This window comes from Streptomyces sp. NPDC015242, assembly GCF_043079125.1.
Lineage (GTDB): Bacteria > Actinomycetota > Actinomycetes > Streptomycetales > Streptomycetaceae > Streptomyces.
Genome location: NZ_JBIBUF010000002.1, coordinates 697104 through 721037, shown reverse-complemented (window position 1 = coordinate 721037; position 23934 = coordinate 697104). Strand labels below are relative to the sequence as shown.

General features: G+C 71.3%; 20 protein-coding genes. 8 read left to right on the top strand and 12 right to left on the bottom strand.

Translation table 11 applies throughout. The annotated features are described in order from the left end of the window. Positions 1–66: 66 nt before the first annotated feature. The 4 genes from ACF07N_RS08675 (at position 67) to ACF07N_RS08660 (ending at position 5216) form a co-directional block, all read left to right on the top strand. Positions 67–840, top strand: a complete 774-nt coding sequence (locus ACF07N_RS08675) for an isoprenyl transferase (protein WP_383324402.1) — start codon at positions 67–69, stop codon at positions 838–840. 483 nt (positions 841–1323) lie between these two features. Continuing rightward, a complete protein-coding gene (locus ACF07N_RS08670; protein ID WP_392109973.1) occupies positions 1324–2649 on the top strand; it encodes a PhoH family protein in 1326 nt (441 codons plus the stop codon). A 400-nt stretch (positions 2650–3049) separates the two neighbouring features. Further along, positions 3050–3769 (top strand): transglycosylase SLT domain-containing protein, encoded by a 720-nt coding sequence (locus ACF07N_RS08665; RefSeq protein WP_392109970.1) that lies wholly within the window; start codon positions 3050–3052, stop codon positions 3767–3769. Positions 3770–3905: 136 nt separating this feature from the next. Further along, entirely contained in the window at positions 3906–5216 is a 1311-nt protein-coding gene (locus ACF07N_RS08660; RefSeq protein ID WP_392109967.1) for an AI-2E family transporter, read from the top strand. Between the two features lie 77 nt (positions 5217–5293). Here ACF07N_RS08660 and ACF07N_RS08655 read toward each other — a convergent pair whose 3' ends face one another. Further along, positions 5294–5827: an alkyl hydroperoxide reductase gene (locus tag ACF07N_RS08655; protein ID WP_392109964.1), complete on the bottom strand. Its 534-nt coding sequence runs from the start codon at positions 5825–5827 to the stop codon at positions 5294–5296. Between the two features lie 3 nt (positions 5828–5830). Continuing rightward, on the bottom strand, positions 5831–6385 hold the full coding sequence (locus tag ACF07N_RS08650) for a peroxiredoxin (RefSeq protein ID WP_383324387.1): 555 nt from the start codon (positions 6383–6385) through the stop codon (positions 5831–5833). A gap of 139 nt (positions 6386–6524) precedes the next feature. Between ACF07N_RS08650 and ACF07N_RS08645 the strand changes: the two genes are divergently transcribed. Continuing rightward, on the top strand, positions 6525–7469 hold the full coding sequence (locus ACF07N_RS08645; RefSeq protein ID WP_392111085.1) for a LysR substrate-binding domain-containing protein: 945 nt from the start codon (positions 6525–6527) through the stop codon (positions 7467–7469). 92 nt (positions 7470–7561) lie between these two features. On the opposite strand, the gene ACF07N_RS08640 is transcribed toward ACF07N_RS08645, so the two are convergent. The 5 genes from ACF07N_RS08640 to ACF07N_RS08620 form a co-directional block, all read right to left on the bottom strand. Then, positions 7562–9895 (bottom strand): FtsX-like permease family protein, encoded by a 2334-nt coding sequence (locus ACF07N_RS08640; protein ID WP_392109961.1) that lies wholly within the window; start codon positions 9893–9895, stop codon positions 7562–7564. Further along, on the bottom strand, positions 9892–10581 hold the full coding sequence (locus ACF07N_RS08635; protein ID WP_383324382.1) for an ABC transporter ATP-binding protein: 690 nt from the start codon (positions 10579–10581) through the stop codon (positions 9892–9894). Before ACF07N_RS08635 ends, ACF07N_RS08640 begins: the two co-directional genes overlap by 4 nt. Next, positions 10578–11102, bottom strand: a complete 525-nt coding sequence (locus ACF07N_RS08630) for a PadR family transcriptional regulator (protein ID WP_392109958.1) — start codon at positions 11100–11102, stop codon at positions 10578–10580. The genes ACF07N_RS08635 and ACF07N_RS08630 overlap by 4 nt, the downstream gene beginning before the upstream one ends. Positions 11103–11226: 124 nt before the next feature. Next, positions 11227–11514 carry a hypothetical protein gene (locus tag ACF07N_RS08625; protein ID WP_392109955.1) on the bottom strand — a complete coding sequence of 96 codons (288 nt, stop codon included), beginning with the start codon at positions 11512–11514 and terminating at the stop codon, positions 11227–11229. After that, complete coding sequence (locus ACF07N_RS08620; RefSeq protein ID WP_392109952.1) at positions 11511–12446, bottom strand: SPFH domain-containing protein; 936 nt, start codon at positions 12444–12446, stop codon at positions 11511–11513. The genes ACF07N_RS08625 and ACF07N_RS08620 overlap by 4 nt, the downstream gene beginning before the upstream one ends. A gap of 261 nt (positions 12447–12707) precedes the next feature. Between ACF07N_RS08620 and ACF07N_RS08615 the strand changes: the two genes are divergently transcribed. Next, a complete protein-coding gene (locus ACF07N_RS08615) occupies positions 12708–14999 on the top strand; it encodes a transglycosylase domain-containing protein (RefSeq protein WP_392109949.1) in 2292 nt (763 codons plus the stop codon). 63 nt (positions 15000–15062) lie between these two features. Here the strand turns inward: ACF07N_RS08615 and ACF07N_RS08610 are convergent, their stop codons facing one another. The 4 genes from ACF07N_RS08610 to ACF07N_RS08595 form a co-directional block, all read right to left on the bottom strand. Next, positions 15063–17207 carry a SpoIIE family protein phosphatase gene (locus ACF07N_RS08610; RefSeq protein WP_392109946.1) on the bottom strand — a complete coding sequence of 715 codons (2145 nt, stop codon included), beginning with the start codon at positions 17205–17207 and terminating at the stop codon, positions 15063–15065. A 301-nt stretch (positions 17208–17508) separates the two neighbouring features. After that, entirely contained in the window at positions 17509–18201 is a 693-nt protein-coding gene (locus tag ACF07N_RS08605) for a DUF402 domain-containing protein (RefSeq protein WP_392109943.1), read from the bottom strand. An 83-nt stretch (positions 18202–18284) separates the two neighbouring features. Beyond that, complete coding sequence (locus ACF07N_RS08600) at positions 18285–19688, bottom strand: class II fumarate hydratase (protein ID WP_392109940.1); 1404 nt, start codon at positions 19686–19688, stop codon at positions 18285–18287. A 77-nt stretch (positions 19689–19765) separates the two neighbouring features. Next, a complete protein-coding gene (locus ACF07N_RS08595; protein ID WP_392109937.1) occupies positions 19766–21436 on the bottom strand; it encodes a fumarate hydratase in 1671 nt (556 codons plus the stop codon). A gap of 179 nt (positions 21437–21615) precedes the next feature. Here ACF07N_RS08595 and ACF07N_RS08590 point away from each other — a divergent pair, with 179 nt between their 5' ends. Both ACF07N_RS08590 and ACF07N_RS08585 read left to right on the top strand, forming a co-directional pair. Beyond that, positions 21616–22317 (top strand): DUF1707 domain-containing protein, encoded by a 702-nt coding sequence (locus tag ACF07N_RS08590; protein WP_392109934.1) that lies wholly within the window; start codon positions 21616–21618, stop codon positions 22315–22317. A 114-nt stretch (positions 22318–22431) separates the two neighbouring features. After that, positions 22432–22809, top strand: coding sequence for a WhiB family transcriptional regulator (locus ACF07N_RS08585; RefSeq protein ID WP_309096193.1), 378 nt, complete (start codon positions 22432–22434; stop codon positions 22807–22809). A 61-nt stretch (positions 22810–22870) separates the two neighbouring features. Here the strand turns inward: ACF07N_RS08585 and glpX are convergent, their stop codons facing one another. Further along, positions 22871–23905, bottom strand: coding sequence for a class II fructose-bisphosphatase (gene glpX / locus ACF07N_RS08580; protein WP_383324354.1), 1035 nt, complete (start codon positions 23903–23905; stop codon positions 22871–22873). Positions 23906–23934 lie beyond the last annotated feature (29 nt).

Sequence of the window (23934 nt, the reverse complement as noted above, 5' to 3'; positions counted from 1 at the left end):
GCCCGCGGCCACGACCGGGCCGCACGCCGCGGCCCGTCCGATCCGTACGGAGGGGCTGACGATCACGTGAACCTGCGCGACAAGCTGCGCGGCCTGCTGGTCAGGCTGTACGCACGCCGGGTGGAAGGCCACCTGGACCACGCTCAGGTGCCCAAGCACATCGGCGTCATCATGGACGGCAACCGGCGCTGGGCGAAGGCCGCCGGCTCCAGCACCGTCCACGGACACCGGGCCGGTGCCGAGAAGATCGAGGAGTTCCTCGGCTGGTGCACCGAGACCGACGTCGAGGTCGTCACCCTCTGGCTGCTGTCGACGGACAACTTCGACCGGCCGCAGGAGGAACTCGTCCCGCTCCTCGGCATCATCGAGGACGTCGTGCGCACGCTCGCCGCCGACGGCCGCTGGCGCGTCCACCACGTGGGCACCCCCGACCTGCTGCCCGCCGGGATGCAGACGGTCCTCAAGGAGGCCGAGGAGGCCACCGCGCACGTCGACGGGATAGTGGTCAACGTCGCCATCGGCTACGGCGGCCGCCAGGAGATCGCCGACGCCGTGCGCTCGATGCTGCTCGACGCCCGGGAGAAGGGCACCTCGCTGGAGGAGCTCGCCGAGGCAGTCGACACCGACATGATCGGGCGTCACCTCTACACGAGCGACCAGCCCGACCCCGACCTGGTGATCCGCACCAGCGGCGAGCAGCGCCTGTCCGGATTCATGCTCTGGCAGACGGCGCACTCCGAGTACTACTTCTGCGACGTGTTCTGGCCCGCCTTCCGCAAGGTGGACTTCCTGCGCGCCATGCGCGACTACGCCGCCCGCCACCGCCGCTACGGCGGCTGAGCGCACCCGCGGACGCCCGCGGACCTCGGGACACCCGCCCCACCTGCGCGGACACCCGCCCCACCTGCGCGGACACCCGGCGGACCACCTCGCCCGCACGGGCCGGGCGCCCCTCCGGGGCCCGCCCCACCGCACCGGTCGCGGCGCACCACGAACGTCCGACGTCCCACGTCGCAACCCTTCCCGGTACCCCGTCGACAGCGCGCGTCACGCGGAGTTCACCGGCTCGCCGTCATATGCCGTGGCATGGCGACGCTCGTTCGAGGGCATAACCCAGTCAGGTCGACGCCCGAACCACGGGTGTCGGATCTCAGCGGACGGCACGGGGCCGTCCGCCCGGGAGGCCCTTTGCACCAGCCCGATCGTGCGGACACCGCGCGGACGCAGGCGGAGGGCCGGTTCTCGGCCCGTGCAGGGCGGCCGACAACCGGTCCAGCTCCACTCCGTCGCTCCCCGACCTCATCCGAGGGGGTACGTCCTTCCGTGGTGACCAGCACAAAGCGCCACAAGCCCGACCGGCGCACCTATGTCCTCGACACCAGCGTCCTGCTGGCCGACCCGAACGCCCTGAGCCGCTTCGACGAGCACGAGGTCGTGCTCCCCATCGTCGTGGTCACGGAGCTGGAGGCGAAGAGGCACCATCCCGAACTCGGCTACTTCGCCCGGCAGGCCCTGCGCCTGCTCGACGACCTCCGGGTGCGGTACGGCCGCCTCGACGCCCCCATCCCCACGGGGGACCTCGGCGGGACCGTCCGTGTCGAGCTCAACCACTCGGACCCCAGCGTGCTGCCCAGCGGCTACCGCCTGGGGGACAACGACTCCCGCATCCTCGCGGTCGCCCGCAACCTGCAGGCCGAGGGGTTCGACGTCACCGTCGTCTCCAAGGACCTCCCGCTCAGGATCAAGGCGTCCTCCGTCGGGCTCCTCGCCGAGGAGTACCGCGCGGAACTCGCCATCACGGACTCCTCCGGCTGGACCGGCATGTCCGAACTGACCCTGCCCGGCGAGCAGGTGGACGTCCTCTTCGAGGAGGGGCACGTCTACGTCCCCGAGGCCGCCGACCTGCCGGTGCACACGGGTCTGATGATCCAGTCGGAGCGCGGCAAGGCGCTCGGGCGGGTCACCCCCGAGGGCAACGTCCGGGTCGTGCGCGGGGATCGCGAGGCGTTCGGCATCAAGGGCCGCAGCGCCGAGCAGCGGATCGCACTGGACCTGCTGCTCGATCCGGACGTCGGGATCGTGTCGATGGGCGGCCGGGCCGGCACCGGCAAGTCGGCGCTGGCGCTGTGCGCGGGTCTGGAGGCGGTGCTGGAGCGCCGTCAGCACCAGAAGGTGATGGTCTTCCGTCCGCTGTACGCGGTGGGCGGGCAGGAGCTCGGCTATCTGCCCGGTACCGAGGCGGAGAAGATGAGCCCCTGGGCCCAGGCGGTGTTCGACACGCTGTCCGCGGTCACCAGCCGGGAGGTCATCGAGGAGGTCACCGCGCGCGGGATGCTGGAGGTCCTGCCGCTCACGCACATCCGCGGACGGTCGCTGCACGACGCGTTCGTCATCGTGGACGAGGCGCAGTCCCTGGAGAAGAACGTCCTGCTCACCGTGCTGTCCCGGATCGGGGCCAATTCACGGGTGGTGCTCACCCATGACGTGGCCCAGCGCGACAACCTCCGGGTCGGCCGCTACGACGGTGTCGTCGCCGTCGTGGAGAAGCTGAAGGGGCATCCGCTCTTCGCGCACGTGACCCTCACCCGCTCCGAGAGGTCCCAGATCGCCGCACTTGTGACCGAAATGCTGGAAGACGGGCAGATGTGACCGTCGCACTGCAATAAGGGGCGATTGCGTAGTAGTTGGCGCCGTCCGGAAAGGCGAAGAGCCTAGCCGGGCGGCGCCTTCGCGTGTGGCCTTTCCTGTGAATTTCCCGCGCCGAACGGGATGTGAGCTTTCACACGCAACTCAGAATTGCCTTGCCCCGTGGGGTTACGGCAGAGTCTCACTCCTGTCAGGCCCCGCATACGACACAGCTGTACCCCCAGCGGTACGGCACCACACAGAGCACACGCCAACTCCATAGCGATGTCGTATGCCGCCCGAGCACCACGCGGCACTCCCCTCGCGGGAGTTGCCCACCGGGCCCGCGCCTCCCGTGACCCCGCAGTTGGGGAGGCCAGTGCCAGGGGCACGATTGCGTCCGCGAGGGTCACCGAAGCGGGCGATGCTGGAAGGAAACCGTGTGAGCCGGATCTCGGTCCGGGGATTCGCAGTGGCCTCGGCCACGGCGGTCACCGCTGTCGGAAGCGTCGTCGGCGTTGCCTCGGGCAGCACCGCGCAGAACAACGACGCGGAAGCGACGGCAAGCGGCGCCACGCTGCTCGCGGACATCCCCGCGGGCCAGCAGGCCCAGGTGCAGACCGCGTCCCTGACGCAGCAGGCCGACGCGCAGGCCATCGCAGCGGACGTGAGCGCGAAGAAGGACGCCGAGGAGGCCGCCCGCAAGGCAGCCGCCGAGACGGCCATCGCCAAGAAGAAGGCCGCGGAGGAGGCAGCCGAGAAGGCCGCCAAGGAGGCCAAGGAGCGCGCGGAGGCCAAGGCGTCCGCCAGCCGCTCCAAGGACATCTCCGACTTCCCCGTCGCGTCCTCCTACAGCATCGCCCAGATCCAGGCGATGGCACGGCAGATGGTGCCGGCGGGCCAGTTCCAGTGCTTCAGCAACATCGTGGACCACGAGTCCGACTGGAACTACAAGGCGGTCAACCCCTCCTCGGGCGCCTACGGTCTCTTCCAGGCGCTGCCCGGCTCCAAGATGTCGTCCGTCGGCGCCGACTGGCAGACGAACCCGGCCACCCAGATCAAGTGGGGCCTGAACTACATGAACGACCGCTACGGCAGCCCGTGTGACGCCTGGTCGTTCTGGCAGGCGAACCACTGGTACTGAGCCGACCGGCCCCCGGCCGATCCTCTCCTTCGCGCGAGCCCCGCACCGTCGTACGGTGCGGGGCTCGCGCCATGTACGGTCGGACGCGGACGGCTCCGGGGGAGTGGTGCGCACGGACGGGGGAAAAGGACGGATCATGTCGCGAGTGCCAGGGTGGCTCGGCCGGCTCGGTGCCGGCCTGACCGAAGTGAGCGAGCGGTACAACGAACGCCGCGCCGCGGCCGAACGGGAGCGGGACGACCCCGACTCCGTGCCGCGGCCCGACGAACTCGTGCCGCCGCCCCCCGACTACGCCCCCGACGTCCCGGCCCGGCCCGACCCCGCGCTCGCCGTGCCGTGGGGAGTGCGGGTCGCGGCGGAGGCCGGATGGCGGCTGCTCGTCCTCGCGGGCACGCTGTGGGTGCTGATGCGGGTCATCAGCGCCGTCCAGCTCGTGGTGCTCTCGTTCGTCATCGCGCTGCTCATCACGGCCCTGCTGCAGCCGACGGTGGCGCGGCTGCGGCGCCACGGCGTGCCGCGCGGCCCCGCCACCGCGCTGACGGCGATCCTCGGGTTCGTCGTCATGGGCCTCATCGGCTGGTTCGTGACCTGGCAGGTCATGGAGAACGTCGACGACCTGTCCAGCCAGATCCAGGACGGCATCGACGAGTTGCGGAACTGGCTGCTGAACAGCCCGTTCCACGTCACCGACAAGCAGATCAACGAGATCGCCAAGAACCTGCGCGAGGCGGTCGGGGCCAACACCGACCAGATCACCTCCGCCGGGCTGGAGGGCGTCACGGTCGTCGTCGAGGCGCTGACCGGCATTCTGCTCGCCGTGTTCTGCACGCTGTTCCTGCTCTACGACGGCAAGCGGATCTGGGAGTGGACGCTGAAGCTGGTGCCGGCGGCGGCGCGGCCGGGTGTGGCCGGGGCCGGTCCGGCGGCGTGGCGGACGCTGACGGCGTACGTGCGGGGCACGGTGATCGTCGCGCTGATCGACGCGATCTTCATCGGGCTCGGGATCTACTTCCTCGATGTGCCGATGGCCGTGCCGCTGGCGGTGTTCATCTTCCTGTTCGCGTTCATCCCGCTGGTCGGCGCGGTGGTGTCCGGGGCACTCGCCGTGGTGGTCGCGCTCGTCACCCAAGGGGTGTTCACGGCCGTCATGACGCTGGTGGTGGTGCTCGCGGTGCAGCAGATCGAGGGGCACATCCTCCAGCCGTTCATCCTGGGCCGGGCCGTGCGGGTGCATCCGCTGGCGGTGGTGCTGGCCGTCGCCTGCGGTGGGATGGTGGCCGGTATCGGCGGCGCGGTGGTCGCCGTGCCGCTGGTGGCGGTGACGAACACGGTCGCCGGGTACCTGCGGGCGTACTCGCGCCGGGCCGCGGTGCGGCACGCCGTGCCGCCGCGCGGGGCCACGGCGGTGAGCGCGGAGCCCGACCCGCCCCAGGCGCCGCCGGAGTAGCGCGGGAAACGCGAACAGGGCCCCGTCCACCGGTGGGTGGACGGGGCCCTGCCCTGTGACGGGTACGGGGCCGAGGACTACTCGGCCAGGACCGCCTCGGCGTCCAGCGTGACGCCGACCGCCTGGATCACGGACGCGATCTTGAACGCCTCCTGCACGACCTCGCGCTCGATGCCGGCCTTGCGCAGGACCTGCTCGTGCGAGTCCAGGCACATGCCGCAGCCGTTGATGGCCGACACGGCGAAGGACCACAGCTCGAAGTCGACCTTGTCGACGCCCGGGTTGCCGATGACGTTCATCCGCAGGCCCGCGCGCAGGGTGCCGTACTCGTGGTCGGACAGCAGGTGCCGCGTGCGGTAGAAGACGTTGTTCATCGCCATCACCGCGGCGGCGGCCTTGGCCGCCGTGTAGGCCTCCGGCGAGAGGTTCGCCTTCGCCTCGGGCTCCAGCTCGCGCAGCACGATCGGGGAGCGCGAGGCGATGGCGGTCGCCAGCACGGTGCCCCACAGCTGCTGGGCCGGGAGGTCCGAGTTGCCGATGACCGAGCCCAGGTTGAGCTTCAGGTCCTTGGCGTAGTCCGGTATGCGGGACTTCAGGGAGTCGAGGGACATGCCTCACTCACCAGCCAGCAGCTTGACCGGGTCGAGGGTCTCGTCGCCCTTGGACCAGTTGCAGGGGCACAGCTCGTCCGTCTGGAGCGCGTCCAGGACCCGCAGGACCTCCTTCGGGTTCCGGCCGACGGAGCCGGCGGTCACCATGGAGAACTGGATCTCGTTGTTCTGGTCCACGATGAAGACCGCGCGCTTGGCGAAGCCGTCCTCGTCCTCGATGCCCAGCTCGCGCATCAGCTCGTGCTTGGAGTCGGCCATCATCGGGAAGGGCAGGTCACGCAGGTCGTCGTGGTCCTTGCGCCAGGCGTGGTGGACGAACTCGGAGTCGCCGGAGAAGCCGAGGACCTGGGCGTCGCGGTCGGCGAACTCGTCGTTCAGCTTGCCGAAGGCGGCGATCTCGGTCGGGCACACGAAGGTGAAGTCCTTGGGCCACGCGAAGATGACCTTCCACTGACCCTCGTAGGTCTTGTGGTTGATCTGCTGGAACTCCTTGCCCTTCTCCAGCGAGACGCAGGCGGTCAGGTCGAACTCGGGGAACTTGTCACCGACAGTGAGCACAGGCTCTCCTTGCAGCGAAGAAACTCCCGGATTGCGGGCGTTTCCCATGGGTTGGACGGTGTTGATGTTGGCACAGCGTCGATTGATTACGGAAATAGCTACACTCGGTCGGGTTGATCGGAGGTAGTTATCAGTGACGGTGGGTAGTAAGCGCAGGCAGCCGAGCCTGGCTCAGCTGCGGGCGTTCGCGGCCGTCGCCGAGCACCTGCATTTCCGGGACGCGGCGGGCGCGATCGGCATGAGCCAGCCCGCTCTCTCGGGCGCGGTCTCGGCGCTGGAGGAGACACTCGGAGTGACGCTCCTCGAGCGTACGACGCGCAAGGTGCTGCTCTCGCCCGAGGGCGAACGGATCGCCGCGCGGGCCAAGTCGGTGCTGGGCGAGGTCGAGGCGCTCATGGAGGAGGCGGAGGCGGTCCGGGCGCCCTTCACCGGCGCGCTGCGGCTCGGGGTGATCCCGACGGTGGCGCCGTATCTGCTGCCGACCGTGCTGCGGCTCGTCCACGAGCGGTACCCGCACCTCGACCTGCAGGTGCACGAGGAGCAGACCGCCAACCTGCTCGACGGTCTCGCCGCAGGCCGGCTCGACCTGCTGCTGCTCGCCGTCCCGCTGGGCGTGCCCGGGGTGGTCGAACTGCCCCTCTTCGACGAGGACTTCGTGCTCGTCACGCCCCTCGACCACGGGCTCGGCGGCCGCGAGGGCATCCCGCGGGAGGCGCTGCGCGAGCTGAACCTGCTGCTGCTGGACGAGGGACACTGCCTGCGCGACCAGGCCCTCGACATCTGCCGGGAGGCCGGCCGCGACGACGTGCCGGTCACCACGACCGCCGCCGGGCTGTCCACGCTGGTGCAGCTGGTGGCGGGCGGGCTCGGGGTCACACTGCTGCCGCGCACGGCCGTCAAGGTCGAGACCTCCCGCAGCAACCAGCTCCTCACCGGCTATTTCGCCGACCCGGCCCCCACCCGCCGGGTCGCCCTGGCGATGCGGGCGGGGGCCGCGCGCGGCGCGGAGTACGAGGAACTGGCCGCAGCCCTGCGCGAGGCACTCCGGCCCCTGCCCGTACGGGTCCTGTACGGGGACGCCTGACCAGGACCTGCCCGCGCTCGTGCCCCGGGCCGGGGCGCCTGGTGGCACCCCGGCCCGGGGCACCTGGTGGCGTCCCGGCCCCGATGCGGGGCCTACTCCGTGCGCAGGCCGTCCGGGCGCATCAGCTTCAGCAGTGGGGGCAGACTCAGCAGCGTCACCGCCAGGACGACGCCCGCGCCGATCCCGGTCATCGACAGCACGCTCGGCCAGTCCACCCGGACGGACAGGTTCACCATCTTCAGCAGGACCGCCCCCAGCGCCATGCCCACGCTCGCGGCCAGCAGCAGTCCCAGCCCGATCGGGATCGCCGTCTGCCACAGCACCGACAGGCCGAGGGTGCGCCGCCGGGTGCCGAAGGCGACCAGGGCCGACAGCAGCTTGCGGCGTTCGCGCAACTGCTCCAGCTGCGAGACCAGCAGGCTCGCCCCGATCAGCGCCAGTACGGCCGCGGCGCCCACGAACAGGCCGGTCCGGATGCCGGCGTAGCGCTCGTTGCGCTCGACGGCGTGCCAGACGACGGGGTCGACCGTGGGGTCGATGCGGGCGGCCGTGTTGCGCACGTACTCGTACGCGTTCGGCTCGCCGGGGGACAGGCTCAGGTACAGCTCGTTCCGCGCGAGCGAGGCCAGCTTCGACGTGTCAGCGCCCGGCGTGATCAGGATGCCGCCGCGCTCGGTACCGGTCGGGTCCTCGCGCGACTCGGCCTGCCGGATGTCCCGCGGCACGGTCCAGGAGAAGTCCTCGCCGGGCCGGTCCACGTCCGTGCCGTTCAGCCACAGCGTCTTGCCCGGTTCGCCCAGCTTGATCGTGTCGGTGTCGTACTCCGTGCCGCGGACGGCGAAGACGTCACCGTCGCGGCAGGAGGGCAGGGCGGCCACCTCGCGCAGGGAGGCGCAGTCGCCGAGGGTGACCTGGACGATGGTCTCCGCGTCGGCGCCGCGGCCGGAGAGGTAGATCTCCGACAGCGCGGTGACCTTGCGCACGCCCTCGGTCCCGCGGAACTTCTCGGCGGTGGAGACGGCGTCGAGCCGGTCCGGCACGCGCACCTGCATCTGGGCGCGGGACGTGTCGTACTGCGACGCGGCGGTGTAGTTGCCCTCCACGCCGGAGAACAGCATCTGCAGCGCGATCGCCCCGGCCACCGCCACCGCGATGCCGTTGACCATGCGGGCCGCCGCTCCGCTGCTCAACTGGAGCCGGCGCACGGCGAGCTGCCAGGCGACACCGCCGGAACCGAGCCGGGCCACGACCGTCTCGACGACCCAGGGCAGCAGGGCAGTGACGCCCACGAGCAGCAGCATCACGCCGCCGGCCACCAGGTACTGGTTGAAGGTGCCGTCGTCGCCCTGTCCGATCATCGGCGCGAGCATCGCGAGCCCGCCGAGCGGCAGCAGCAGCCGCCACCACAGCCGACGCCGCGCGGGCCTGGCCGTGCGCACCACGCCGAGCGGCTCGATGACCACCCCGCGCAGCGCGAACAGGGTCACCAGCACCGCTGCCGTCGGCACCGCCATCGCGACCAGCGCGGCCAGCAGGGGCGAGGGGTTCAGATAGCTCGGGAAGACGCTGACGTGGAACACCTCGAAGCCGGCGGCCAGTTCGCGCCCGAGCAGGAAGAACCCGGTGCCGAGGACGAGCCCGAGCATGGAGCCGGCGAGCGCCTCGCCGGCGGCGATCCGCCGGGTCATCCGGCTGTCGGAGCCGACCAGCCGCAGCGCCGCGAGCCGGCGGTCGCGGCGTTCGCCGCCGAACCGCACGGCCGCCGCGATGAACACCGCGACCGGCATCAGCAGCACCACGAACACGACCAGGACCAGCAGGAGCAGCACCGGGTCCCAGGGGTCGGACGCCCCCAGATCCGGGTTGCCGAAGCTGTCGATGCGCGCGCCCGCGGTGGCGGAGCCCAGCCGGCCGGCGAGCTGCTCGCCGCCCGCGAAGTAAGCCAGTTCCTGGGAGCCGATGAGCCCCTGCTCGCCGATGGTCCCGGTGATCCGGTAGGGCAGCCGCTCGCGCAGCAGCTTCCCGTCGTCGGACGCGAGCAGTTCCTTCAGGGCGGGGGAGACGACCATCTCGCCCGCGGCCGGGAACGCGGACAGGCCCGGCGGCAGCGGGGCCTTCGGGCCCTCCGGCTCCAGCAGGCGCCCGCGCACGTCCCGGTCGCGGAACGCGGTGTCCGCGTCCAGCACGACCAAGGTGTCGTCGGCCTTCGGGATCTTCTGCTGGCTCAGGGTGTGGTCGCTGCGGGCCTCCTCGCGCCGGTCCCGTTCGGCCAGCGCGCCCGGCAGGGCGGTGGTGAGCAGCAGCAGCGCCACACCGAGCCCCACGCCGACGGCCGTGAGCAGCGCCCGGGTCCACCCCTCGCGGCCGCCCGCGACGGCGAACCGGACCCCCATGCCCAGGTCCCGCACCCACTGCCGCACGCTCATACGACGCGCTCCATGTCCCGCGACTTGCCGTCCCGTACGACGATCTCCCGGTCGGAGTAGGCGGCCACCCGGGCCTCGTGCGTGACGAGCACCACGGCCGTGCTGGCCGACCGGGCGGCCTCGGTGAGCAGTTCCATCACGCGCTCGCCGTTGAAGGAGTCGAGCGCGCCGGTCGGTTCGTCGGCGAAGATCACCCGGGGGTTGGTCACCAGCGCCCGGGCGACGGCGACCCGCTGCCCCTGGCCGCCGGAGACCTCGCCCGGCCGCTTGCGGCGCAGGTCGTCGACCTCCAGCCGTTCCATCCACGCGAGGGCGGCCTTCTCGGCCTCCTTGCGGGGGGAGCCGTTCAGCCGCAACGGCAGCGCCACGTTCTCCACGCAGGTCAGTTCCGGCACGAGCTGCCCGAACTGGAAGACGAAGCCGAACTCCGAGCGCCGCAGCGCACTGCGCTCGGCGTCGCTCATCGCGGTGACCTCGCGGCCGTTGTAGACGATCGAGCCCGAGTCGGGCATGACGATCCCGGCGAGGCAGTGCAGCAGTGTCGACTTGCCCGACCCGGACGGGCCCATCACGGCGACGACCTCGCCCGGGTGGATGGAGAACTCGGCGCCGTCGAGCGCGGTGGTCGGCCCGTACACCTTGCGCAGGTCCTGGGCGGTGAGCAGCGAACCAGCGGGAACAGTCACCGGGTCACCGCCTCGCGGAGCTTGTCCAGACGGGTCGCGGTCAGCTCCAGCCAGCGCAGGTCCGCCTCCAGGTGGAACAGCGCGTGGTCGCAGATGAGCTGGTCGGCGAGGTCGCCCTTGCGCTTGCGGTCGGTGAGGATGCGCATGCTGCGCAGGTGCTCCGAGCGCTGGGTGTCGAGGATGTCGGCGGCCTCGCGGTGCGTGAGCAGCGCGAGGACGACCTTGGTGTACAGGGTCGACTGCAGGTACGGCTCGGGCTTCTCCGGCGTCGCGAGCCAGCGCTCGACGTCGGTGATGCCGGCCTCGGTGATGGCGTACCGCTTGCGCTCGGGACCGCCGCCCGCCTCGATGCCGTCGACTTCGACGAGCCCGTTCTTCAGCAGCCGGGACATCGTCGAGTAGACCTGGCCGTAGTGGAGCGGCCGGTCGTGACCGAACTTCTCGTCGAAGGCCCGCTTCAGGTCGTAACCGTGGCGCGGGCCGGACTCCAGGAGCCCCAGGAGTGTGTGACCGATGGACATGACGAGGACTGTACACGGTGTGTATACGCGTCATGTATACGCCGAGTGTGTAGATCATGGCGGGGTGTGGGGGAGCGCAGGTGGGGGGCTGTTGTCACGGTTCCGCAACAGCCCCCGTGCCTGGTCAGACCGGCGGCGGCTCGGAATCGGAGCCGCTGTCCGGACCCGGAGCGGGACCGCTCCGCGAGCCGGGCGGCCGGCCCCGCCGGGGCAGCGGCCCCGTGTCGCGCGGCAGCCGCCCCGCCTCGGCCAGGGCCCGGCGCAGCAGGAACTCGATCTGCGCGTTCGCCGACCGCAGTTCGTCCCCGGCCCACCGCGCCAGCGCCTCGTACACCGCCGGGTCCAGCCGCAGCAGCACCTGCTTGCGCTGCTGCGGCCGCCGCTGGGGGGACCCCCCGGAAGGCGCCGTCACTGGTAGAGCGTCCCGGCGTTGAGGACCGGCTGCGGGGCCCGGTCGCCGCACAGCACCACCATCAGGTTGGAGACCATCGCGGCCTTGCGCTCCTCGTCGAGCGTGACCAGGTCCTGCTCGGTGATCCGGGCCAGCGCCGACTCGACCATGCCGACGGCGCCCTCCACGATCTGCCGCCGGGCGGCGACCACCGCTCCGGCCTGCTGGCGCTGGAGCATCGCCGAGGCGATCTCGGGCGCGTAGGCGAGGTGCGTGAACCGCGACTCGATGATCTGCACGCCGGCCGCCTCCACGCGCGCGTGCAGTTCGACCGCGAGCTTCTCGGTGATCTCCTCGGCGTTGCCGCGCAGCGACAGGCCGTCCTCCTCGTGGGCGTCGTAGGGGTACTCGATGGCGATGTGCCGCACCGCCGCCTCGGTCTGCGTGGAGACGAACTCGATGTAGTCGTCCACCTCGAACGTCGCCTGGGCGGTGTCCTCGACGCGCCACACCACGACCGCCGCCAGCTCGATGGGGTTGCCGTAGGCGTCGTTGACCTTCAGCACGGCCGTCTCGTGGTTGCGGACGCGGGTGGAGATCTTCGTGCGCGAGGTGAAGGGGTTCACCCAGCGCAGGCCGTCCTGCCGGATCGTCCCGCGGTACCGGCCGAAGAGCTGCACGACCCGGGCCTCGCCCGGTGCCACCATGTTCAGCCCGCACATGGCGAGGAAGGCCGCGAGCGCGATCAGGACGCCGGCGACGATCAGCCCGGCCTTGGCGCCGGCCGCGGACACCGTCGTGGCCGCCGCGATCATCCCGGCGCCGGCCAGCAGTCCGAGCAGCCCGAGCAGCAGGGCGAGCCCGCCGCCGATGCTGTGCGCGGCGAACTCCCGCACGCGCGGCGCCGGCATCTCCGGCACATCCGCTGTGACCTGCGCGTCATGTGTGGTCATGGGTGATCCCCCGGTCTCCGTGAGAAGCCACTCCTGCATAGCTTCTGTCTAGCTAAGTGATATCACTTTACCCCGCCATGGCAACCCCGCACGTGTCTCGTACGTCGGTTCCGGTGGAATGGGTGCTGATTGTCACGTCCGCAAAGACCCGGATCGGCGGCCCTTTCTCTTATCTCCCGGTGTTAGCTTTCTGAGCTGACCTGAGCGGCGAACCTGTGTGACACACGAGCACACATGAACGAAGCGGAGCGGATCGGACCCATGGGACGAGCGGAAGAGAGACGCGCCCGACAGCGCGGTGGGCGCCGGGCGGCGCCCAAGCGCCGCCGTTCGTCGGGCGCGGCCGGCAAGAGCGGCATACGCAGGCTCTTCACCTGGAAGAAGATCCTCGGCACCTTCCTCGGCCTGTGCCTGCTCGGGATGGGCGCCTTCATCGTGCTGTACATGGTGATCGACATCCCCGAGGGGAACGCCGACGCCAAGCGGCAGAGCAACATCTACAAGTACAGCGACGGCTCGATCATGGCCCGCGACGGCAAGGTCAACCGCGAGGTCGTCGACCTGGCCCGGGTTCCCAAGGAGGTCCGCCTGACCTTCGTCGCCGCCGAGAACAAGACCTTCTACAAGGACGCCGGCGTCGACCTCAAGGGCACCGCCCGCGGCCTGTTCAACACGGTCGCCGGACGCGGCGCCCAGGGCGGCTCGACGATCACCCAGCAGTACGTCAAGAACTACTACCTGACGCAGGAACAGACCGTCTCGCGCAAGCTGAAGGAACTGGTCATCTCGCTGAAGCTGGACCGGGAGAAGTCCAAGGACTACATCCTCGCCGGCTACATCAACACCAGCTACTACGGCCGCAACGCCTACGGCATCCAGGCCGCCGCCCAGGCCTACTACCGCACCGACGCCGAGAAGCTCACGGTCGCGCAGGGCGCCTACCTCGCCGCGCTGCTCCAGGCGCCCAGCCAGTACGACTGGGCCGTCGCCTCCGACTCCGGCAAGAAGCTGGTGAAGGACCGCTGGAACTACGTGCTGGACAACATGGTCGAGGAGGGCTGGCTGAGCGCGTCCGAGCGGGCCGGGATGACGTTCCCGGTGCCGAAGGAGCCCAAGCCCGCGCCCGGCATGGAGGGCCAGAAGGGCTACCTGGTCAACGCGGCCAACGCGGCCCTGGAGCGGCAGCTCGTCGCCGACGGCACCGCGGCCAGCGCCAAGGAGGCCGAGGCGCTGGTCAACGCCGGCGGCTGGACCGTCACGCTGAACGTCGAGAAGAAGAAGCAGGCCGCCCTGGAGAAGTCGGTCCGGCGGCAGCTGACCAGCAAGCTCGACCCCGAGAAGCGGGCCGTCGACGCGGACGTCCAGGCCGGTGCCGTGTCCGTGAACCCGAAGACGGGCGCCGTCGTGGCGATGTACGGCGGCACGGACTACTTCAAGCACTACGTGAACAACGCCACCCGCTCCGACTACCAGCCGGCCTCCACCTTCAAGCCGGTCATCCTGGCCGCCGCCCTGGAGGAGGAGGCGCAGACGCAGGACGGCAAGCCGATCACCGCGAGCACGGTCTACGACGGCACCAGCAAGCGCCCGGTCGTCGACAACGGCAGCGAGGTCGGCTTCGCGCCGGAGAACGAGGACGACGCGAACTACGGCCCGATCTCCGTCCAGACGGCCATGAACAAGTCCGTCAACTCCGTCTTCGCGCAGATGGGCGTCGACGTGGGCATGGAGAAGGTCGTCGAGGTGGCCGGCAAGCTCGGCATGGACACCGAGAACATGGAGGCCGTGCCCGCCCAGACCCTCGGCAGCATGGGCGCGAGCCCGCTGGAGATGGCCGGGGTCTACGCCACCCTCGACAACCACGGCAAGAAGGTCACCCCGGCCCTCGTGAAGTCGGCCGAGCACCTGAACAGGACCGTGACCATGCCCGACGCCGTCGGCGAGCAGGTCATCAGCCGCGAGGCCGCCGACACGGTGACCTCGGTGCTGACCGGAGTGGTCGACGACGGCACCGCCCGGACGTCGGTGCGCGACAACCCCCTGCGCGACGGCCAGCAGGTCGCCGGCAAGACGGGCACGTCCGACAACAACAAGTCGGCCTGGTTCACCGGCTACACGCCGGACCTGGTCACCTCGGTGGGCCTGTTCGGAGAGGACAACAAGCCGCCCTACAAGCAGGTCCCGCTCTACAAGGCCGGCGGCCAGCCCCGGGTCAACGGCGGCGGCTTCCCGGCGCAGATCTGGGCGGCGTACACCTTCGGCGTGATGGACGACGTCAGCAGGTTCGACCTGGAGACGCGGCAGGGCGCGGCCGTCGAGCCGACGCGGACGCGGACGCCGTCCCAGTCGCCCACCCAGGAACCGACGCGGGAGCCGACCACCGAGGCGCCGTCGTCGTCCCCGCCGCCGACCAGCGAGGAGCCGACCACCACCCCGCCGACCACGCCGTCGACGACCCCGCCCACCTCCACCCCGCCGGCGAAACCGTCGACGACCCCGCCGGACGACGGCGGCGGTCCGTTCGACCCGATCAACCCGGACGAGGACGAATAGGGCCGGACACGCGCGAGGGCGCCCGGTGCGGACCGGGCGCCCTCACACGTGTGCGCGTGCGGCTCAGCCGCGGTGGAGCTCGAACCAGACCACCTTGCCCGTGCTGAGCCGGGTCGCACCCCAGCGCCGGGCCAGCCGGTTCACCAGGTACAGGCCACGGCCGCCCTCGTCGGTGGCCCGGGCCTGCCGCAGCCGCGGCAACTGCGGGACGTCGTCGCCCACTTCGCAGCGCAGCACGTCCGTGCGCAGCAGCCGCAGCGTCACCGGCCGGGACGCGTACCGCACGGCGTTCGTCACGACCTCGCTGACCAGCAGCTCCACCGAGTCGCTCAGCTCCTCCATGCCCCAGCGCTGCAACGCCCGGCGGGCCAGCCGGCGGGCCCGGCCGGGAGCGGCGTCCTCCGGCTCCAGGAACCAGTACGCCACGTCACTGGGGGCGATCCCGTCGAAGCGGGCGGCGAGCAGCGCGATGTCGTCGTCCCGGTCGCCCGGGCCGAGCATGTCGAGCACCTCGTCGCAGAGGGCTTCCAGGGGCGGCGGATGGTCGGGACCGGTGAGCTGCGCGGTCGCTGCGAGCTTCTCCCGCAGCTGCTCGATGCCGGTCCACACGTCCCGCAGGCGCGACTCGACCAGGCCGTCGGTGTACAGCAGCAGGGTCGCCCCGGCGGGCGCGTCCAGCTCCACCGCCTCGAAGTCGACGCCGCCGACCCCGATGGGCGCACCGGCCGGCACGCGCAGCACCTCGGCCCGGCCGCCCAGATGCAGCAGGACGGGCGGCGGATGACCGGCGTTGGCGATGGTGATGCGGTGCGCCACCGGGTCGTACACCGCGTAGAGGCAGGTCGCCATGCGGTCCACGCCGAGGCGCTGGGCCTGTTCGTCGAGGTGGTGCAGGACCTCCTGCGGCGGCAGGTCGAGACCGGCGAGCGTCTGGGCCGTCGTGCGCAGCTGGCCCATGATGGCGGCCGACGTCATGGAGTGGCCCATCACGTCACCGACGACCAGGGCGACGCGGCTGCCCGGCAGCGGGATCGCGTCGTACCAGTCGCCGCCGACCCGGGCGGTCTCCGCGGCCGGCAGATAGCGGGAGGCGAGCCGCACGCCCGTCGGGCGGGGCAGCGTCTCGGGCAGCATGGTGCGCTGCAGCTCGTCCGCGATGTAGGCCTCACGGCCGTACAGCACGGCCTTGTCGATGCCGAGGGCGCTGTGCGTGGCGAGCTGGGCGGCCACCAGCAGGTCGTCCGGCTCGAAGGCGATGCGCTCGGGGCGCCGCAGGAACAGGGCCGCCCCGATCACCCGGCGCCGTCCGCGCAGCGGCGCGAGGATCGCCCGCTGCCCGTCCGGTACGGCGAACTCACCGCCCTCGCCCAGCAGCTCCGGCAGGGCGGCACGGGCCGCGGGGGCGTCCGTGAACACCGGGCGCACCCCGCGCAGCACCTCGGCGAGCGCGCTGCCGGGCCGGACCTCGCACAGCTCGGCGCCGACCGAGTCCAGCTCGTTCGGCTCGGGCTGCGCGGCCGGCAGGAAGCCGTTCTCGGTGTCGCGCTCGGCCGGTATCCGGTCGGTGCGGCGCAGCCGCAGCACCAGCGGGCCGGTGGGCCGCTCGTCGCCGACGGGCAGCGGGTCGCGCAGGTACACCAGGATCGCGTCGGAGAACGTCGGCACGGTCGCCCGGCACAGCCCCATCACGATCTCGTCGAGGTCGATGCCGCGGGCGATCCGCCGTGTGGCGGCCCCGACGAACCGCAGCCGGTCGCCGTCCCGCCGCATGGGCGTGGGCCGGCCGGGCGGCAGGCTCTGGCCGGTGCGCCGCTCCGGGCCGTCGGCGCTCGCGGCGTGCCGGCCCTGTTCGTCGGCGGGCTGGAGCGGGATCCCCTCGGAGGCGGGGCGCGGCCGGGGGGTGTCGCGCTCTGCGGTCTGCTCGGCACCCGGCTGGGAGTGCTCGGAGGCGGGATCGCTCACAGTGTCCTTGCCCTTGCCGAACGGCGTGGAGGTGCCCGGCTGTGACGTGCCCGGCGGGGTGTGGGCCGTCGAGACCGGAACGGTGACGTCGCCGCCGCAGCGGCCCTGGACCGGTAAGGCCCCGGTGCCGGGCGCGCGCGCCGGTGCCGGGGTATGCACGAGCGCCCCGCGGGGGTCCGCGGGGTCGACGCCCGGCTGGGGGCGTTCGAAGGAGGTCGGCTGCTCCGTCACGCGTGTCGCATCCATCCGTCCGGGGCTGCACGCCACATGTGCAGCTGGTCCCGCCGAAACTCCGATACCCGGAATACGTGCCCCAGGAACGGAATTCCCGCGTGGTCAGAGGTTGTTCCTGTGCCACCGGCGGGCCGTCCGCGGCCCGCGGAGCCTGCGGTGCAGGCCCTGCCGGTGTTGCCCTCGTACCCCTCGCTCACGTCCTGCCGCCCCTCGGTGACGATCGGTCAAGCTCAGCGCGTGCTCCGGAAGTTGCCGCCGCGCGCCCTTGCGGAGGACGATCCTACGTTTCTTGCCCGGGGGCGCATCAAGGGTCTCATGAGGACACGTGCGCGGGCGTACGATCCCAGTCCTCCGGCAGTGACGGTACCCCCCAGGACGGATCCGGGCGCCAGTGCTGCCAGCCTTCCGAGAACGGCGGCCCCCAGGCCCGGATCACCTCCACCGCGGCCCGCCCCGCCCTCCGTACCCTCTCCGCCTGCCGGTCGTCCATCAGCCCGTCCCGCCTGGCCTGCGCGAACTCGTCCTCGTCGCGCCAGTGCCAACTGCGGTCGGGGTGGACGGAGATGTCCAGGAAGTGGTCCTCGGAGTCGACGCCGCCCGCCCAACGGGCCAGCGGCTCCTCCAGGTTCACGTACCAGTTCTTGAACTGCCAGCCCGGCTCCCAGAAGAGCCAGACCGACCAGGGCTCGCCGGGCCGGGCGAGCTTCAGCACACCCGTGCCGAACCACCGGCCGCGCTGCACGGTCCGCGGCTTGGTGTAGCGCGACTCCAGCGGCTCCTGGTGCACCGGGGTGCCGTCGGCGAGCACCGGCTTCACGCACTCGGTGCCGGGCGCCAGCCACACGGCCAGCAGCTCCGCGTCGTCCCGCACGACGGTGACCGGGCGCGCGATGTGGATCTGCGCCCCGCCGTTCTCCCGGTACCGCCACAGGATCCGGCTCCCGGGGGCCCAGTGGCCCGTCGCACCGCCCTTTGCCACGCGTCTCACCGCTCCGCCCTCTGCCATGGACAGATATTAGGTGCCACAGGCATACGACGCTGCGGCGCGTGTCGCGGTTCACGCGCCGGGCGTACGGGTGTCACCGGCCGTCACGGGTGCGTCATCCGCAGGACGTCCAGCGCCTCGTCGAGCTGCTCCAGGGTCAGCTCGCCGCGGTCCACGTACCCGCCCTCCAGCACGACCTGACGGATCGTCTTCCGCTCGGCGAGCGCCTTCTTGGCGATCTTCGCGGCCTCCTCGTACCCGATGTACTTGTTGAGCGGCGTGACGACCGAGGGGGAGGACTCGGCGTACTCCCGCGCCCGTTCGCGGTCGGCGGTGATGCCGTCGACGGTCCGGTCGGCCAGCAGCCGTGAGACGTTCGCCAGCAGCCGGACCGACTCCAGCACGTTCTTCGCGATGACCGGCAGCATCACGTTCAGCTCGAAGTTGCCCGCGGCGCCGGCAGTGGCGACGGTGGCGTCGTTGCCGACGACCTGGGCGGCCACCATGAGCACGGCCTCCGGGATGACCGGGTTCACCTTGCCCGGCATGATCGAGGAGCCGGGCTGCAGGTCGGGCAGGGCGATCTCGGCGAGGCCCGTGCGCGGCCCGGAGGCCATCCAGCGCAGGTCGTTGGCGATCTTCGTCAGCCCGACGGCGATCGTCCGCAGCTGCCCGCTGGTCTCGACGACGCCGTCCCGGGCGCCCTGTGCCTCGAAGTGGTTGCGCGCCTCGGTCAGCGGCAGCCCGGTCGTACGGGCGACCTCCTCGATCACGGCGGCGGAGAAGCCGGGCGGGGTGTTGATGCCGGTGCCGACGGCCGTGCCGCCCAGCGGCAGTTCGGCGAGCCGGGGAAGGGAGGCCCGCAGCCGCTCGACCCCGTAGCGCACCTGGGCCGCGTACCCGCCGAACTCCTGCCCCAGCGTCACGGGCGTGGCGTCCATCAGGTGGGTCCGCCCGGACTTCACGACGTCGGCGAACTCCTCGGCCTTGCGCTCCAGGGAGGCGGCGAGGTGCTCCAGGGCCGGGATCAGGTCGCGTGTCACGGCGGCCGTGGCGGCGATGTGCAGGGAGGAGGGGAAGACGTCGTTGGACGACTGGGAGGCGTTGACGTGGTCGTTCGGGTGGACGGGGCGCCCGAGCCGCTCGCCGGCCAGCGTGGCGATGACCTCGTTGGTGTTCATGTTGGACGAGGTCCCGGACCCGGTCTGGAACACGTCGACGGGGAAGTGCTCGTCCCACCGGCCCTCGGCGACCTCCCGGGCCGCGTCCTGGATCGCCTCGGCGACGTCCTTGTCCAGGACCCCCAGCTCGGCGTTGACCTTGGCCGCCGCGCCCTTGATCCGGGCGAGGGCCTCGATGTGGGCGCGCTCGATGCGCTGCCCGGAGACGGGGAAGTTCTCCACCGCACGCTGGGTCTGGGCCCGCCACTTGGCGTGCGCGGGCACCCGCACCTCGCCCATGGAGTCGTGCTCGGTGCGGTACTCGGTCCTGTCCTGCTCGTCGGTCATCGACGATCACCTCCACGTGTCACAGCGTCCGCGCCGCGACCACTGTTCCCCGTGGAGGCGATTCGTCACCGCCCTTCTCAGGCGAGTCCGGGACCGCGTACCGGAATGGACGTGAACGTCGGCGCCGGTGCCGGGTCCTGGAAGAAGTCGTTGCCCTTGTCGTCCACGACGATGAACGCCGGGAAGTCCTCGACCTCGATCTTCCAGACGGCCTCCATGCCGAGCTCCTCGTACTCGACGACCTCGACCTTCTTGATGCAGTCCTGGGCCAGGCGGGCGGCCGGGCCGCCGATGGAGCCCAGGTAGAAACCGCCGTGGGCGGCGCACGCGTCCGTGACCTGCTTGCTGCGGTTGCCCTTGGCCAGCATCACCTTGGAGCCGCCCGCCGCCTGGAACTGCTCCACGTAGGAGTCCATCCGGCCGGCCGTCGTCGGGCCGAACGAGCCCGACGCGTAGCCCTCGGGGGTCTTGGCCGGGCCCGCGTAGTACACCGGGTGGTCCTTCAGGTACTGCGGCATCTCCTCGCCCGCGTCCAGCCGCTCCTTGATCTTGGCGTGCGCGATGTCGCGCGCCACGACCAGCGGGCCGGTCAGCGACAGCCGGGTCTTCACCGGGTACTTGGTGAGCTCGGCGAGGATCGTCTCCATCGGCTGGTTGAGGTCGATCTTCACGACGTCGCCGCTGTCGTCGAGGTGCTCGTCGGTGGTCTCCGGCAGGAACCGCGCCGGGTCCGTCTCCAGCTGCTCCAGGAAGACGCCCTCGGCGGTGATCTTCGCGACGGCCTGCCGGTCGGCGGAGCAGGAGACCGCGATGGCCACCGGGCAGGACGCGCCGTGCCGGGGCAGACGCACCACGCGCACGTCGTGGCAGAAGTACTTGCCGCCGAACTGCGCGCCGATGCCGATCTTCTGCGTCAGCTCGAAGACCTTCTGCTCCAGCTCCTTGTCCCGGAAGCCGTGCCCCAGCTCGCTGCCCTCGGCGGGGATCTCGTCCAGGTAGTGCGCGGAGGCGTACTTCGCCGTCTTCAGCGCGTACTCGGCGCTCGTGCCGCCGACCACGATCGCCAGGTGGTAGGGCGGGCAGGCGGCCGTGCCCAGCGAGCGGATCTTCTCCTCCAGGAACTTCATCATGGAGGACTCGTTCAGCACGGCCTTCGTCTCCTGGTACAGGAACGACTTGTTGGCCGAGCCGCCGCCCTTGGCCATGAAGAGGAACTTGTAGGCGCCGCCGTCGGTCGCGTACAGCTCGATCTGCGCGGGCAGGTTGGAGCCGGTGTTCTTCTCCTCCCACATGGTGAGCGGAGCCATCTGCGAGTAGCGCAGGTTCAGGTTCTGGTACGCGTCGTAGATGCCGCGGCTCAGGGCCTCCTCGTCCCGGCCGCGCGTGAGCACGTTCTGCCCGCGCTTGCCCATGACGATCGCCGTGCCCGTGTCCTGGCACATGGGGAGCACGCCCGCCGCCGCGATGTTGGCGTTCTTCAGCAGGTCCAGCGCCACGAACTTGTCGTTGGCCGACGCCTCGGGGTCGTCGATGATCCGGCGCAGCTGCGCGAGGTGGGCCGGGCGCAGGTAGTGCTGGATGTCGTGGATGGCCTCCTCGGCGAGCTTGCGCAGCGCCTCCGGCTCCACCTGGAGGAAGGTCCGTCCGTCCGGCCCCTCGACCGTGGAGACACCCTCGGAGGTCACCAGCCGGTACGGCGTGGTGTCCTCTCCCTGGGGGAGCAGATCGGTGTACGCGAACTCAGGCATCTCAGCCCATTCCTCACTCTGCGGACGGCGGCTCGCCCCCTTTGGCGAGCGCCCTCCAGCGTAGGACCTGCCGCTGACGGCGAGCTTGTGAGGTAAGGCTCAGTTCGTCACCTACGCGCCCCCGCAGGAACACGGCCGGGGGGGTGTCGCGATCTATCGTGTTTGGGTACGCTGCTGCCGTGGACCTTCACAAGCAGGACCCTCACCCGCAGGCCGGCCCCGCCGACGCCGAGTTGCGCGCCTCCGACGCCGAGCGCGACCGGGTCGCCGACATCCTGCACGACGCCCTCGCCGAGGGCCGTCTCACCGCCGACGAGCACGCCGAGCGCGTCGAGGGGGTGCTGCGCGCCAAGACGGTGGGCGAACTGGAGGTCTTCGTCCGGGACCTGCCCGCGGGCCGCGGCCCCCGCCCGGGCCCCGCGCACGCCCCGGCCCCGCACCGCCCCACGGTCGGCGCCATCCCCGTCGAACCCGACGACAACGTGGTCGCGGTCTTCAGCAGCGCCGTCCGCAAGGGCCGCTGGCGCGCGGGCCGCCGGATCCACGCCTACGCGATCTTCGGCAGTGTCGAGATCGACCTCAGCGACGCCCTGTACGACCACCAGCAGGTCGTCGTGAAGTCGTTCGCGATCTTCGGCAGCGTGGAGATCCGCGTCCCGGAGAACGTCTCGCTGCGCGGCATAGGTGGCGGCGTGCTCGGCAGCTTCGAGGTCGAGACCCTCGACTCGGCGGAACCGGAGGCGCCGGTGATCTACGTGGACGGCTGGGCCGTCCTCGGCAGCGTCGAGGCGCGGGCCAAGCGCGGCAAGCTCGTCGCGGACATCCTGGACCGGGTGCAGCGCAAGGTCGACAGGAGTTTGCGCAAGCACCTGGGCCATTGACAGTCGCGAATCAGCCGGAAGCGGCCGTTCGGAACTCAGTGCATAGGCGCGCGCACAGCGGGTAGGCCTTGCTGCATCGTCTCTCGCTCGCGAAGCCGTCGTCAGGAGTAGACCGTGCTGCAACCGCCGCATTCGTCCCTGCAGGTAGCTGCCGTTCCGGCCCCGCGGGTGCCAGCGCGAGACAGGGACCAGGACGCCCCGTGGCACACCGAGGCGGTGTGCCGGCGCGACGAGGCGGGCCTGTTCTTCGCCCCCTCCAAGGAGCCCACCGCCGCCCGGCTCTCCCGCGAGGAGGCGGCGAAGCGGGTCTGTGCCCGCTGTCCGGTCATGGTCGAGTGCCGCGAGCACGCCCTGCTTCAGCCCGAGCCCTACGGCGTGTGGGGCGGCCTCACCGCGGCCGAGCGCCGCGTGGTCCTGGCCCGGCGCCGCCGCCGCGACGTGGAGCTGAAGAAGGCGGCCCGCTCGGCGAACCGCATAGCGGCCGCCGGCTGACGGTCGACAGCACGGCGAAAGGGCGTCCCCACCGCACCGGGGACGCCCTTTCCGTCACCGGCTACTTGCCCTTGTCGAAGTCGATCGCGCTGTACGCCCGCAGCTTGGACAGCCGGTGCTCCGAATCGATCCTGCGCACCGTGCCCGACCGCGAGCGCATCACGATCGAGTCGGTCGTCGCCGTCTCCGCCCGGTAGCGCACGCCCCGCAGCAGCTCACCGTCGGTGATGCCGGTCGCCACGAAGAACACGTTCTCGCCGGTCACCAGGTCCTCGGTGGTCAGCACCCGGTCGAGGTCGTGCCCCGCGTCGATCGCCCGCTGCCGCTCCTCGTCGTCCTTCGGCCACAGCTTGCCCTGGATCGTGCCGCCCAGGCACTTCACCGCGCAGGCCGAGATGATGCCCTCGGGCGTGCCGCCGATGCCGAGCAGCAGATCGACACCGGTGCCCTCGCGCAGTGCCAGGATCGAGCCGGCCACGTCACCGTCGGAGATCAGCTTGATGCGCGCCCCGGTGTCCCGGATCTCCTTGATGATGCCCTCGTGCCGCGGCCGGTCCAGGATCACCACCGTGACGTCCTCGGGGGCGGAGCGCTTGGCCTTGGCGACCCGGCGGATGTTCACCGCGACCGGCGCGTTGATGTCGACGAAGTCCGCCGCCTCGGGGCCGGTGACCAGCTTGTCCATGTAGAAGACCGCGGACGGGTCGAACATCGACCCGCGCTCGGCCGCGGCCAGCACCGCGATCGCGTTCGTCATGCCCTTCGCGGTCAGCGTCGTGCCGTCGATCGGGTCCACGGCGATGTCGCACTCGGGCCCGGTCCCGTCGCCCACGCGCTCCCCGTTGAAGAGCATCGGGGCCTCGTCCTTCTCGCCCTCGCCGATGACGACCACGCCGTTCATCGAGACGGTGGAGACGAGGGTCCGCATGGCGCGGACCGCGGCACCGTCGGCGCCGTTCTTGTCACCGCGTCCCACCCAGCGGCCCGCGGCCATCGCCGCGGCCTCCGTGACCCGGACGAGCTCCAGGGCGAGGTTGCGGTCGGGGGCCTCGGAGGGCACATCGAGTTCGGACGGCAAGTGATGATGCTCGGTCATCGGAGCGCACCTTTCTGTACGACGACGGC